The 13,439-nt window shown below is 67.8% G+C and carries 9 protein-coding genes, 1 tRNA gene and 1 other RNA gene; 6 read left to right on the top strand and 5 right to left on the bottom strand.

Annotated elements, in window-relative coordinates; all coding sequences use genetic code 11:
- Positions 1-72: 72 nt before the first annotated feature.
- Together AC1DZV_RS10195 and AC1DZV_RS10190 are read left to right on the top strand one after the other, a co-directional pair.
- Positions 73-987, top strand: coding sequence for a Cof-type HAD-IIB family hydrolase (locus AC1DZV_RS10195; protein WP_476949918.1), 915 nt, complete (start codon positions 73-75; stop codon positions 985-987).
- Positions 988-1,189: 202 nt separating this feature from the next.
- Positions 1,190-2,728 (top strand): stealth family protein, encoded by a 1,539-nt coding sequence (locus AC1DZV_RS10190; RefSeq protein ID WP_476949919.1) that lies wholly within the window; start codon positions 1,190-1,192, stop codon positions 2,726-2,728.
- A gap of 43 nt (positions 2,729-2,771) precedes the next feature.
- On the opposite strand, the gene AC1DZV_RS10185 is transcribed toward AC1DZV_RS10190, so the two are convergent.
- The 4 genes from AC1DZV_RS10185 to AC1DZV_RS10170 all read right to left on the bottom strand — a co-directional run bounded on the left by AC1DZV_RS10185 (position 2,772) and on the right by AC1DZV_RS10170 (position 7,471).
- Entirely contained in the window at positions 2,772-3,713 is a 942-nt protein-coding gene (locus AC1DZV_RS10185) for a phosphodiesterase (protein WP_476949920.1), read from the bottom strand.
- Positions 3,714-3,956: 243 nt separating this feature from the next.
- Positions 3,957-5,168 (bottom strand): formaldehyde dehydrogenase, glutathione-independent, encoded by a 1,212-nt coding sequence (fdhA, locus tag AC1DZV_RS10180; protein WP_476949921.1) that lies wholly within the window; start codon positions 5,166-5,168, stop codon positions 3,957-3,959.
- A 222-nt stretch (positions 5,169-5,390) separates the two neighbouring features.
- Positions 5,391-5,876 (bottom strand): glutathione peroxidase, encoded by a 486-nt coding sequence (locus tag AC1DZV_RS10175; protein WP_476953637.1) that lies wholly within the window; start codon positions 5,874-5,876, stop codon positions 5,391-5,393.
- Between the two features lie 137 nt (positions 5,877-6,013).
- A complete protein-coding gene (locus AC1DZV_RS10170) occupies positions 6,014-7,471 on the bottom strand; it encodes a M23 family metallopeptidase (protein WP_476953636.1) in 1,458 nt (485 codons plus the stop codon).
- Between the two features lie 284 nt (positions 7,472-7,755).
- On the opposite strand from AC1DZV_RS10170, the gene AC1DZV_RS10165 reads away from it, so the two are divergent.
- The gene (locus AC1DZV_RS10165) at positions 7,756-8,667 is read left to right on the top strand and encodes an oxygenase MpaB family protein (RefSeq protein WP_476953635.1); all 912 of its coding nucleotides are present in this window, start codon (positions 7,756-7,758) and stop codon (positions 8,665-8,667) included.
- Positions 8,668-8,860: 193 nt separating this feature from the next.
- Here the strand turns inward: AC1DZV_RS10165 and AC1DZV_RS10160 are convergent.
- Positions 8,861-8,945: transfer RNA gene (locus tag AC1DZV_RS10160), tRNA-Ser, on the bottom strand.
- A 349-nt stretch (positions 8,946-9,294) separates the two neighbouring features.
- Here AC1DZV_RS10160 and ffs point away from each other — a divergent pair.
- The 3 genes from ffs to recR all read left to right on the top strand — a co-directional run bounded on the left by ffs (position 9,295) and on the right by recR (position 13,126).
- Positions 9,295-9,391: signal recognition particle sRNA small type (gene ffs / locus AC1DZV_RS10155), an RNA gene on the top strand.
- Between the two features lie 27 nt (positions 9,392-9,418).
- The gene (locus AC1DZV_RS10150) at positions 9,419-12,475 is read left to right on the top strand and encodes a DNA polymerase III subunit gamma and tau (protein ID WP_476953634.1); all 3,057 of its coding nucleotides are present in this window, start codon (positions 9,419-9,421) and stop codon (positions 12,473-12,475) included.
- Between the two features lie 51 nt (positions 12,476-12,526).
- Positions 12,527-13,126 (top strand): recombination mediator RecR, encoded by a 600-nt coding sequence (recR, locus tag AC1DZV_RS10145; protein WP_018774392.1) that lies wholly within the window; start codon positions 12,527-12,529, stop codon positions 13,124-13,126.
- Positions 13,127-13,439: the final 313 nt, after the last annotated feature.

Below are 13,439 nucleotides of genomic sequence, written 5' to 3'. Positions count from 1 at the left end.
ACATCCAGCGCAGGGCCGTCGATCTGCTGGGCGGTTCACCCAAACGTCCCGTGCGGCTGACAGAATGGCCGTATGACTTCACCCGAGACTGCCCCTGTTCCGTCGTCGTCGGCCCCCGTGCTGGCGCTGCTGCTCGACGTCGACGGTCCGGTCGCGAGCCCGGTCACCCGCGAGGTGCAGCCCGGCATCATCGCCGACCTGGTGGCCCTGGCCGCCGCCGGCGTGCCGGTCATCTTCAACACCGGCCGGTCGGACGCGTTCATCCGCGAGCAGGTCATGGAACCGATGATCGCCGCCGGGATGCCCGCCGGCACCCTCATCCACGCCATTTGCGAGAAGGGCGCCGTCTGGTTCAGCTACACGGCGGAGGGCCCCGGCCCGGTCCACGTGGACCACGAGCTCGCCATTCCGCAGGCCTTCGGCGATGACGTGCGCCGCCTGGTGGCCGAGGACTACTCCGCCCACATGTTCTACGACGAAACCAAGCGGGCCATGGTCTCCGTGGAGCAGCACATTGCCGTCCCCAACCCCGACTACCGGGCCGAGCAGGAACTCTTCGACGCCGACGCCATGGGCATCATGGCCCGGCACGGGCTCGGTGTGGTGCGGCTGGACCACCACGTCCCCGATTCGGATGACCAGGTCGACTTCCGCGTCGATCCGACCATCATCTCCACCGATATCGAATCGGTCCGGCTGGGCAAGGACCTGGGCGCGAGCCGGGCCGTGGAGTTCCTGGCCGCGCAGGGGATCACGCCGCAGGCGTGGCGCACGGTGGGCGATTCCCGCACGGACTACGCCATGGCCGACTGGCTGCACCACAACGACCACACCGTGAAGCACGTCGACGTCCGGCCCGCGGACGGCATCCCCGTCAAACCTTACGAGGTTCTCACCGCCGCCGATCTGGGGCTCGGCGAGGACGTGATCCACGACGACGCCGGTGCCGCCTTCCTGCACCACTGGCTGGCCGTCGTCACCGGCTGAGGCCCCGCTCCGCCGTTACGTTCCACCGTTATGGTCGGTCACATTTCGTCGTCACGCACGCCGCGCGGCGGCCGGTTTTCCGCGGCAATTTTGAGGCCCGCGTTATCATGCAAGTAGACACCAACGCACTCAAAGAAGCGGGAGCTCAGACATTACCGATGCAGCGATCCAAGACGAGATTTACTATGGCAGCCAGGCATCTGTGGACGCCCACGCCGAGGTCACGTCGGCGGCCGCAGTCGCCAGATTCCGGACCCGCTCCGATGTTGTCCGCCACCGCGGCCGCTACGCGCTGATCAACGAAAACCGCACGCCGTACCAGGCCATGGTCGAGGACCTGATGTTCCTGCGTTCCGTCCTGGCCGGCGCCGGTATCGGCTACCTGCTGGTCCGCGGCAACAACCATCGCCCTGTGGTCGCCGTCGACTGGAAGGATCGCAAGGAACTCCGCGACGCCCTCGTGGAGGCGTGCCGCGACGATCCGATGTATTCCATGAGCGTGGACGCAAAGAAGAAGTCGTCCGTGCTGGTGGCCGACGGCGAGCTGTCGCCGAACCGCCAGGCCCGGATCTTCCGGCTTTACCGGCCCAGGGTCGAACCCGAGGGCGGTTTTGAATTCGGGGCTTCCGCCGGCGTCCAGCTGGAGCTGTGGAGCTTCGAAGGCGATCAGCTGATCCTGCCGATCGAGAACTCCCTGACGCGCCGCACCATGCTGGCCCAGGATGCAGTGCGCGGCACGGTGGAACGCTACGGCCACACGTGGCCCACCATCGAGAACATGTTCGCGGACCACGCCAGCGACATCAGCTTCGACGTCGACCTGGTCTTCTCATGGGTTGACGGCAGCTCCCCCGAGTACATCGCTGCCCGCCGCGCCCGCATGGCCGGCGTGGTGGTGGGCGAGGGCGATGACCACGAGGCCCGCTTCCGCCAGATCGATGAGCTCAAGTACGCCCTTCGCTCGGTGTACATGTTTGCGCCGTGGATCCGCCGGATCTTCATCGCCACGGACTCCCCCGCGCCGTCATGGCTGGCCGACCACCCGAGTGTGACGATCGTCCGGAGCGAAGAGTTTTTCGCCGACACGTCGGTTCTGCCCACTCACAATTCGCAGGCCGTGGAGTGTCAGCTGCACCACATCGAGGGGCTCTCCGAGCACTTCCTGTATTCGAACGACGACATGTTCTTCGGCCGCGCCTTGGGCCCGGACATGTTCTTCACTCCGGGCGGCATCACGAAGTTCATCGAGGCCGAAACCCGGATCGGCCTGGGCGACAACGACGCCGAACGCAGCGGCTTTGAGAACGCCGCCCGAGTGAACCGCAAGCTGCTCTGGAACCGCTTCGGCCGCATCACCACCCGGCACCTGGAGCACACGGCGGCCCCGTTGCGGCGCAGCGTGGTCGAGCAGATGGAGCAGGAGTTCCCGGCCGAGTTTGCCAAGACCGCCGCGAGTACCTTCCGGGCAGCGGACAACATCTCCGTGACCAACTCGTTCTACCACTACTACGCGCTGCTCACGGGCCGGGCCGTAACCCAGACAGCTGCCAAGGTGAGATATGTGGACACCACGGCGCGGGCCGGCCTGAATTACCTGCCCAAGCTCCTGGCCAAGCGGAACATGGACTTCTTCTGCCTCAACGACGGCAGCTTCCCCGAGGTCCCGGCGGAAGAGCGGGCCGAACTGGTCACGGACTTCCTGGAGAAGTACTACCCCATCAAGGCGCCCTGGGAGAAGTAACGGACCGTGACCAAAACGGGCGCCGCGTCGGCCGGGGAGTGAATCAGTTCAGGGTGGTGTACCTGCGGTTCGCCGACGTCCGGGACGGGGCCTCGAGCTTGGCCTTCTCAGGGACATGGATCCCTGCGGCCGCGAGCCGGCGCTGGGCTTCCTCCGGAGAGACCAGCTCCCCCACCGCAGGGGTGTCGCCGAGCAGCACCACGGAGTGCACGATCGTGTGTTCGTAGACGTGGACCAGGTTGAACGCCTGCCCTCCGTCGCGGCCTCGGGTGCCGCCGACCGGAACGTTCAGATCCTGCGTGTAGCAGGTGGCTGAAGCCACGGACACAGGGATGCCCGCGAACGTTGCGGTGGTCGAGTAGTGCAGGTGGCCGCCCAGGATGGCGCGGACATCGGAGTTGCGCAGGACGCCGGCAAGCGCCGGCTGGCCCCGGAGCTCCACGAGCACGGCAAGGTCCAGCACGGACGGTACCGGCGGGTGGTGCAGGGCAAGGATGGTCCCGTCCGGGGCCGGGGTGGCCAGTTCAGCAGCGAGCCAGTCCAGCTGGTCGTGGCTCAATTCACCATGGTGGAAGCCGGGCACGGAGGTGTCCAAAGTGATGATGCGCAGCCCGTTGACGAAGTAGCTGTGGTCCACGGGCGCGTCATTGTCGTCCTGGTCCAGGAGACCGGCCCGGAAATTGGCCCGGTTGTCGTGGTTGCCCATCGCCCAGATGACCTCGGCCCCCAGGGCCTCGCACGCCGGATCAACGATGGCGCGGAGCTTGGCATACGCCTCGGGTTCGCCCCGGTCAGCCAGGTCGCCCGTGAAGATTACGGCTTCGGGGCGGGCTCCGGAGGCGTGGACCTCTTCGAAGAGTTGCCTGAGCAGGGCTTCGCTGTCCACGACGCCGTGCAAGGGTTGCGGACCCCCCAGCAGGTGGGGGTCGCTCAGGTGAAGTAGGAAATGACGTGGCCGGGGGTGTTCGGCCTCGATGCGCTCCATTGCTGCCTTCTTGGTTGGGTGGAAGCGGTGCTTCCAGGGTCCCTCTCAGTAAGAACTATCCAACCAGAGATTGGGCAAACAATGTAAAGACTGGGACAGGCATATTGGAAAAATTGGCGTTAACAGGTGGCGTGCCCTCACATGCCCTTTCCGGCATATACGGGGCGGGGACGCCCGGCGGCACTCCCGAAACCCCGGGGCTTCGGGGCGGGACGGACAGTGCCGCCGGGTTCACGGTTTCCGCTAGCTCAGGTAGCCGTTCGGGTTAAGCACGAACTTCGTCGCCGCGCCGGCGTCGAATTCCGCGTAGCCCTTCGGCGCGTCCTCCAGGGTAATCGCCTTCGCGTTGACGTTCTTGGCGATATGCACCCTGTCATGCAGGATGGCCATCATCAGCTGCCGGTTGTATTTCATGACCGGACACTGTCCCGTGGTGAAGCTGAGTGACTTTGCCCAGCCCGTTCCGAGGCTGAGCGAGAGCGAACCTTTCTTCGCGGCCTCGTCCACGCCGCCCGGGTCCCCGGTGACGTAGAGCCCGGGGATGCCCAGGGCACCGCCGGCGGCTGTTACCTCCATCAGCGAGTTCAGGACGGTGGCGGGGGCCTCGTGGGCTCCGGCCCCGTGCCCCTTGGCCTCAAATCCCACGGCATCCACGCCGCAGTCGACTTCCGGGACGCCCAGGAGTTGCTCAATCTGCTCGGCCGGGCCGCCCTTACTCAGGTCGATGGTCTCGCAGCCGAAGCTCCGCGCCTGCGCCAGGCGGTCCGCGTTCATGTCGCCCACAATCACGACGGCGGCACCCAGGAGCTGGGCACTGGTCGCCGCGGCCAGGCCCACGGGCCCTGCGCCCGCCACGTAGACGGTGGACCCGACGCCGACGCCTGCGGTGACCGCACCATGGAATCCGGTCGGGAAGATGTCCGAGAGCATCGTCAGGTCCAGCATCTTTTCGAGGGCCTGATCTTTGTCCGGGAACTTCAACAGGTTCCAATCGGCATACGGCACCAGGACGTAGTTGGCCTGGCCGCCTACCCAGCCGCCCATATCCACGTAGCCGTAGGCGCTGCCCGGGCGGTCGGGGTTGACGTTGAGGCAGATGCCCGTCTTGCGTTCCTTGCAGTTCCGGCAGCGCCCGCAGGCGATATTGAACGGGACAGAACAGATGTCCCCCACTTTGATGAATTCAACATCCGGACCCACTTCCACCACTTCTCCGGTGATCTCGTGCCCGAGCACCAGGTCAGTGGGGGCCGTGGTGCGCCCGCGGACCATGTGCTGGTCCGAGCCGCAGATGTTGGTGGCCACGGTTTTGAGGATTACGCCGTGGCGCACCTGCCGGCCCACGTTGGCGGGGTTGACCCCCGGACCGTCCTTGAGTTCGAAGGTGGGGTAGTCGATGTCGATCAGTTCGACTTTTCCCGGCCCCTTGTAGGCAACGGCTTTGTTCCCTGTCATCTCATTCCTCCTGCGTTCACGGACCCCAGACGGAAGCCCTGCTGTGATTGACGAAGTTTCTTGATGCGCCCTCCGCAGGGACACCGCGGCCGCACTGCCGCACGGCGGCCGTCAGGGACGACTGCGCCGGGTGTTCCCGGAATGCTGGAGGGTTCGGTCAGTCTAGGCCGTAGGCATGCTTAGGGGTAGAGGCTGCGGGATCGGAAAGCCGGGCGGGCCGGTTTAGCCCAGTGCGGACTGAACAGCCTCGATGATCTCCGGCGCGTCAGGCTCAACGGTGGGCGCAAAGCGGGCGATGACCTCGCCGTCGCGGTTCACGAGGAACTTCTCGAAGTTCCACTTCACCAGGCCGGGCAGGATTCCCGTCTTGAATTTGGTGAGCTCGGCGTAGAGCGGGTGCTGGTTCTTTCCCCGGACGTTGGCCTTGACTGTCAGCGGGAAGGTCACCCCGAAATTGCGCTGGCAGAACTCGGCGATCTCGGCGTCGCCGCCGGGCTCCTGCCCGGCGAACTGGTTGCAGGGGACGCCGAGGACCTGGAAGCCCTGGCCCCGGAACTTGTTGTGCAGCGCCTCGAGTCCAGCGTACTGGGGCGTGAAACCGCACTGGGACGCCACGTTGACCACCAGAACCACGTCGTCCTTGAATCGGCCAAAATCGGTCTCGGTCCCGTCGATGAGGGTCAGGGGAATGGAGTGCAGAGCTGTCATGGGGCGCGTCCTTGCGATGTCGATGGTCCGGAGCAGGGAATCTGAACTGGTCACTCCATTATTCGGCACCGGGGCCCGCGGGTATGGGTGTACCCCCGGACATGACGCCGGAACAATGCCCTGCGGCGCGGCGGGGGCTAGCCGCCGGGCGTCGCAGAGGGCGTCGCTGAGGGTTTTGTTGTCACTGCCGTGGTGGCCGACTGCGTGACCGCCCGTGGCTTCGGCGTATCGGCCGGCGCGGTGACCGGGTCCGGCTCCACAGTGAGCGGGGCCGGCACCGGGGTGGCCGTCTTGGCGGCAGCCTCCGTCGCGGTTGCGGAGGCTGACGCAGGCGCGGAGGACGGCGGTGCCACCGGCGGCGGGACCGATAACGGTGCTGATGGCTTGGCGGAGGCTGTTCCCGTCTGGGTTGGCGCCGGCGTTGGGGTGGCGGTCGCCGACGGCGTCGGGGTCGCAGTTGCCGACGGGGTCGGGGTCGCCGTTGCCGACGGCCGCGGGGTGGGCGCGTCAGGTGTGGTCGTCGTGGCAGTGCCGGTCGGCGTCGGCGTCGCGGAGGCAGTGCCCGTGGGTGTCGGGGTCGCGGAGGCAGTGCCGGTCGGCGTCGGGGTCGCGGAGGCAGTGCCCGTGGGCGACGGCTTAGAGGTGGCGGAAGGCGTTGGGGACGGTTTGTCGGCGGCGGCTTCAGTAGCCGCAGGTGAGGCACTCGCCGACGGCTTGGCGGCCACCGCGGCAGGCTGCTCCTGAACGCCGCCGGCCACCACATGGGTCAGGTCCTCCCGGACAGGAATCGCCCAGCCAATCCCCGCATTGGTTGCCTTACCGGCGTCGGGTGCGTAACTGGTCATGTCGATCGGGCCGAGTTGATCCACCTGCTTGATGGGGAGAAATGTCCAATCGCGCGGATCAGTGTGGGAGCCGTTGAGGATGGTCTCGAAGTGAAGATGGCAGCCCGTAGAGGATCCGGTGGTACCTACCCGGGCAATAATTTCCCCCACCCGCACGGAGTCGCCCTTCTTGACCGCGATCGCCTCCAGATGGTTGTACGTGGTGATGAGACCGTTGCCGTGGTCGATTTCCACCCGGTTTCCGCCGCCCCACGGGTGCCACCCGACGGCCCGCACCACACCGGCGTCGGCGGAGTAGACCCGGGTGCCGCAGGGGGCCGCGAAGTCCTGGCCCCAGTGGAATTCGCCCGCGAATCCTGTCAGGGGGCTGGTGCGCAGCCCGAACGGGGAGGAAGGCACCAGTGATTCCAGCGGGGCCATGAGGAAGCCCGCCGCGGGCCGGCGCAGGGACGCCGAGGCCACATTGAGCTCTCCACGCACCCCTGCCCGGGTGGCGGTGTCCACCGTGCTCCGGCTGAAGGCCACGAGCGCCTGGGCGTCGGCGGTGACAGCGCCGGTGCCGGGAGTCCCCGCGGGCGCGGTCGCGGCGGAATGGGCCAGCGAGTCCAGGGCTTCCGGTCCCACGTCGCCGGAGGCAGGCATGGCGGCCGACGGGACGGCGGTGGGCGCGCCGTAGGTCGCAAAGGCGCTCAGGCCCTGAAAGCCGCCGAATGCCAGCACGGCCAGGGACAGGCACAGACCTCCGGACACGCAGCGCACGGCAATGGTCCGTGCCCTCGCTGACTGCTCATTCGATGAGTTTCCCCAGTGTTTTCCCACGAAATGACTCCCGCAATATGTCCGCCAGACCCCAATCTTCACGGACTTACCTCCCTATGTGACCACAGACGGCCGGGTCTGTGAACCGTCAACGCGTTCCTTTGCGGGACCAATCGGAGATCCGCGGATGTCCCCAGTAGCTTGCCGGCTGCGGCCCAGTAGTTCTCCGCACAATTGCAGGTGCCGCACGCCGCCGGGACGGGTAAGAATGAAGGATGCGAAATGTCCTCAGGGAATGGCAGGCGGAGCTCAAACAGACGTTCACGGGGACGCGCGATTCGGTGCCCGAGTGGGTGCCGGGCCTGGCCGAGGGGGACGACGCCGGTTACCACTTGCCCGGCTCGGCCGTCTGGGCCGTGCACGGGGACATGCCAACCATCGTGGCGGGAATCCGGGCACTGCTGATGCAGGCGCTCCATCCCGGCGCGTTGGCCGGAGTCCACGATCACTCCCGTTTCCGCGAAGACCCGCTGGGCCGGCTGGCTGGCACGATCCGCTGGATCTTCACCGTGACGTATGGCTCCACGGATACGGCGAAGGCGGCGTCGGACTGGGTTCTTCGGCTGCACCGGACGGTGCGGGGAGAATTTGTGGACGGCCACGGCATAAGGCGCAGTTACGCGGCCAATGATCCCGAGCTGCTCCGGTGGGTTCACATTGCCTTCACAGACGCTTTCCTCTCTGCCCACAAGCTGTGGGGGCGGCCGATTCCTGGCGGACCTGATGCCTACGTCCGTGAGTGGGCCCAGGCCGGCCGGCTGATGGGCGTCGAGGCACCGCCGCTGAGCGAAGCGGAAATGCGGCAGCAGTTGGACCGCTGGTACGACGACGGCGAGCTCCGCTGTGACGAACGGGTCACCGAAACGGTGGCGTTTATTCGCGACCCGCCCCTGCACCCCGCGCTCAGGGCTGGCTACCGGGTGCTGTTCGCGGCCGCCGTGGCAAGCCTCGAGCCCAAGTACCGGGAGCTTCTGGGCCTACGGACCGCGCGGCTGGGCCCGATACCGCTGCCGGTAACCCTGGCCACCCGGGTCACGCTCGGCGTGGTGCATGTGGCCCTCGGACGGATGGGCCCCAGCGAGCAAGCTGCCCGCGCGCGGCTGCGCCGGCTGGGCTACCTGGCCTGAGTCTGGGCCGGCGGGCGGCTGGGGTGGTTTGCTGGTTCGTGGCGGGGCGGCTGGCGCACGGGGCGGCTGGGTGGATGAATCGGTGCCGGTACTGCCGGAGGACGCAACCTTGGCCAGAACCTCACGAGAACCTCACGAGAATAGAAATGCCGGGGACGCAAAAAGGCCCCGGTCCGAGGACCGGGGCCAACCGCGGAGAATGGGGGATTTGAACCCCCGAGGGCGTTAACCCAACACGCGTTCCAGGCGTGCGCCATAGGCCGCTAGGCGAATTCTCCAGTAGCTTCTGAATCAAAAGCAGATACTAGAATACCTGAACTTTCCGGCTTCGCCCAATTGGGCCTCCCGCCCCGGCCTGCGGCTCCTCCGCGGGACATGCCCCACGGCCCACTCGAGGGCTGGACATAGCCCCAAATAGCCCACTCCTTCCCGCCAAGAATGGGCATGCCCCACATTGCCTACTCCCGCGACTGGACATGCCCCGCGGCCCGCCCGACCGCCGGACACAGTCCCACCGCGCCCGCTCCTGCAGCCCGCTCCTGCCGCGAAAAATGGGCATGTCCCGCCGAGGATGAAGGGCCAAACCGGGCCAATTCGGGGCACACCCAATCGTCAGGTAAACTGGCTGACGGCCCCTCATGTGGCGTCATCCTGTTGAACTCCCCCAGGACCGGAAGGTAGCAAGGGTAAACGGGCTCTGGCGGGTGCATGAGGGGTCTTTTATGTCTGTGCCGATTGGTAGGGTTTATCTGTGACTGTTACTACCGCCCTCTACCGTCGATACCGCCCCGATTCGTTCGCGGACGTTATCGGGCAGGAGCACGTCACCGAGCCTCTCATGACGGCCCTGCGCAAGAACCGCGTCAACCACGCCTATCTCTTTTCGGGCCCCCGCGGCTGTGGCAAAACCACCTCCGCCCGCATCCTGGCCCGCTGCCTGAACTGCGCCGAGGGCCCCACGGACACCCCCTGCGGCGAGTGCCCCAGCTGCGTGGAACTCGCCCGCGGCGGCTCCGGCTCCCTGGACGTCATCGAGATCGACGCCGCCAGCCACGGCGGTGTCGACGACGCCCGCGACCTCCGGGAACGGGCCACCTACGCCCCCGTCCGGGACCGCTACAAGATCTTCATCATCGACGAAGCCCACATGGTCACGTCGGCCGGGTTCAACGCCCTGCTCAAGATCGTCGAAGAACCGCCGGAACACATCAAGTTCATCTTCGCCACCACGGAGCCGGACAAGGTCATCGGCACCATCCGTTCCCGCACGCACCACTACCCTTTCCGGCTGGTGCCGCCGGAGCCTCTCATGGCGTATCTGGAGCTGCTCTGTACCCAGGAGAACGTCCCTGTGGCGCCCGGGGTGCTCTCGCTCGTCATCCGCGCGGGCGGCGGTTCGGTCCGCGACTCCCTCTCCGTGCTCGACCAGCTCATGGCCGGCGCCGGACCAAACGGACTGGACTACGAACTCGCTGTCGCCCTCCTGGGCTACACACACGCCTCCCTGCTCGATGACGTCGTGGAGGCCGTCGCGGCGTCGGATGCCGCCACGGTGTTCCGCGCTGTGGACCGCGTCATCCAGACCGGGCACGATCCAAGGCGCTTCGTCGAGGACCTGCTGGAACGCTTCCGCGACCTCATCATCGTCCAGGCCATGCCCGAAAGCGCCCAGTCCATCCTCCGCGGCATGCCGGCGGACCAGATCGCCCGGCTGCAGAACCAGGCGCACAACCTCGGGGCGGCCGAGCTCTCCCGCGCCGCTGACGTGACCAATACCGCGCTCACGGACATGACCGGGGCCACCTCGCCGCGCCTGCACCTGGAACTGCTGTGCGCCCGCATCCTGCTGCCCAGCTCCGAGCAGACCGAGCGCGGCATTGCAGCCCGGATCGACCGCGTCGAGCGGCGCTTGAACTACGCCGGGAACGACGTCGGAGCCCCCCTCGCTGGCGCTCCCGCACCTGTTGCCGTTTCGCCTGCACGCACGGAGCAGGCAGCCGCGCCAGAGCCGCCGGCAGCGCACGTGCCCGCCGCACCTTCGCACGCCGCACCGGCTGCCGCAACCACCACCCCCTCCGCCCCGCCCCGGGGCGAGCAGCCGCCGGCCACAGTCTCCGCGCCCGCCCGTCAGGACGAGCCTGTCCGCGAACCGCTGACGGCACCACGGGTCAGCACCAGCGACTGGCCTGTGGACGAACCCGCGGCGGCCAGCCGGCCCGCCCCTGCCGCAGGTCCCGCCGCCGCGCCTCCGTCCCCACCCGCGTCAGAGACTGCCCCAGCGGCGGCCCCATCCGCACCTTCCGTCCCTGCTCGCCCCGAGCCGGCCGAGCCCGGCAGGGCGCCTGCCGTTGCTCCCAGCCCTGCGCCCGGGTCTGCCGCCGGACCCGGAGCCGACGTGGAGGTTTTGCGTCGCGCCTGGCCCGAGATCCTGCAAACGCTCACCAAGATCAAACGCAGCACCTGGGCGCTGGTGGAACCCAACGCCCAGGTCGGCCACTTCGAAGACCACGTCCTGACCCTCGCGTTCACCACCACGGGGCTGGCGGGGGCCTTCGGCCGGGCCGACCACGCAGAGAACCTCCGGCAGGCGATCCACAAGACGATCGGCATCGATTGCCAGATCCGGGCCGTGGCCGGCAGCAGCAACAGCCCAGCGAGCTCTGAGCCAAACCCAAAAGCGCCGCCGGCTAGCCCGGAGGCCCCGGCATCGTCCGCAAGCCAGGCGACATCGGCAGACGTCGCTTGGGGCCTGAGCCCGGCTCCCCAGCAGGCCCCATCTCCGGCCAACGATGCCGCTGAAGCCGTCCCCTCGCGGGTGGCCCCCGCGCACGTTCCCGCCGCCTCAACACCTTCGACGCAACCCACTCCAGCCCCCGCGGCCCAGGATCAGGTCCGTGCAGCCGAGCCGGCAGCGGAACCGCAGGCGCCTGCCCCCGCGATCCAAACTCAGGTCCGCGCAGCCGAGCCAGCAGCCGAATCGGACGGCCCTTCGGAGCCTTCCGGGTCCTACGCCGACGCCGATGACGACTGGGGACCGCCCCGGGACGAGGACGCCCCTCCGCTGGACGAGGAACCACCCTTGGATTGGGACCCCTCGCCCGTAGCCACGCCGCGCCGCCCCGAGCCCGCGGCTGCCGCTACGGCTCCGGCCCGTAAGTCCCCTGCCGCGCCGGCATCCAAAACCGCCGGCTCCCCGGCCGGGACACCGGGCGCAGACCCGGACGCGTCGGATGACGCGTGGGCCCGCGCCGTCGAGCAGTCACCCGGCGTCTGGACGGTCGGCACAGATTCGAACCTCGGCCGGTACACGAGCCCGGATGTCGAGCCCGCTGCGCCCGAGCCCGAGCCGAAGCCTGTGCACTACGAGCCGGCGGCGGCACAGATCCCGGAGTACGCGGGTGTCGTGTCCGCGCCGTCTGGACTGACCTCGGACCGCCCGGCCCGGGCCGAAGCGGCTCCGGCGCCGGCGGTTGCGGTGTCTGTTGCGCCGCGTGTGGCCGCCGCTGCAGTAGCTGCCGTCGCGGAGGCTGTTGCGGTCACTGCCGTTCCCGAGCCTGCCGCCCCGGCAGGCCGGCAAAGCCTGTACCAGCGGCTGTCGAACAGTCCCGAGGCCGAGGCCGGGCGGGCGAAGGCCCCCACCCGCGCTGCCGCTGCGACCACCGTCTACGTACAGGACATCCCGAGCGCCGACGACGAAACGATCGAGGAATCGGGCGTCTTCGGCCGGGCCGCCGTCGAGCGCATTCTGGGCGGGAAACTGGTGGAGGAGCGCTCCCTGGATGGAAGCCCGCTGCCGCCCCGCTTCTAGCAAAACCCCTGCCGGCTGGCCCCGGCCCTACTCCAAACGAACGAGGACATTGTGTACGAAGGCGCAGTTCAAGAGCTGATCGACGAGCTCGGACGCCTTCCCGGAGTGGGGCCTAAGTCCGCCCAGCGGCTGGCCTTCCACATCCTCGAGGCCGATCCCCAGGACATGAAGCGGCTTGTCGATGCCATCACCACAGTGAAGGAACGGGTCAAGTTCTGCACGGTTTGCGGGAACGTGACCGAGCAGGAACTGTGCAACATCTGCCGCGACCCGCGCCGGGACCCCACGGTGATCTGCGTCGTCGAAGAATCCAAGGACGTCCTGGCGGTGGAACGCACGCGGTCCTTCCGCGGCAGGTACCACGTCCTGGGCGGCGCGATTAATCCGATCGCCGGGATCGGTCCGGAACAGCTCCGGATCCGTGAATTGCTGACCCGGCTCAACGACGGCGCCATCCAGGAAATCATCATCGCCACCGACCCCAACCTCGAGGGCGAGGCAACGGCGACCTATCTGGCCCGGATGCTCAAGTCGATTGGCATCGCCGTCACCCGGCTGGCGTCCGGCCTGCCCGTAGGCGGGGACCTGGAATACGCCGACGAAGTCACGCTCGGCAGGGCCTTCGAGGGCCGCCGCAACGCCCTGAGCTGACGCACTCGTGGCCGCCGCGGCGGCGACACCCGAGCTCCCCCGCCCGGCCCAATGGACATGTCCAGCGCCCACGCCCGGGAATGGACACAATGCCCTCATGCCCACTCCAGCCCGCCAAGAATGAGCATGTCCCGCGGAAACACTGAGCATGTCCAYTCCTGACCCGASCTCCCCCCACCCGGCCCGAYGGACATGTCCAGCGCCCACGCCCGGGAATGGACACAATGCCCTCATGCCCACTCCAGCCCGCCAAGAATGAGCATGTCCCGCGGAAACACTGAGCATGTCCACTCCTTGCCCGCAGCACTGGGCA

This window comes from Arthrobacter sp. P1_D12, assembly GCF_056406175.1.
The sequence above is the reverse complement of the archived record's forward strand: the minus strand, read 5'-3'. Positions and strand labels throughout refer to the sequence as shown.

Excerpts from the sequence above, each read along its gene's own strand:
- AC1DZV_RS10195 (WP_476949918.1), top strand. The coding sequence starts at position 73 with ATGACTTCACCCGAGACTGCCCCTGTTCCGTCGTCGTCGGCCCCCGTG.
- AC1DZV_RS10185 (WP_476949920.1), bottom strand. The coding sequence starts at position 3,713 with ATGGAGCGCATCGAGGCCGAACACCCCCGGCCACGTCATTTCCTACTT.
- fdhA (WP_476949921.1), bottom strand. The coding sequence starts at position 5,168 with ATGACAGGGAACAAAGCCGTTGCCTACAAGGGGCCGGGAAAAGTCGAA.
- AC1DZV_RS10175 (WP_476953637.1), bottom strand. The coding sequence starts at position 5,876 with ATGACAGCTCTGCACTCCATTCCCCTGACCCTCATCGACGGGACCGAG.
- AC1DZV_RS10165 (WP_476953635.1), top strand. The coding sequence starts at position 7,756 with ATGCGAAATGTCCTCAGGGAATGGCAGGCGGAGCTCAAACAGACGTTC.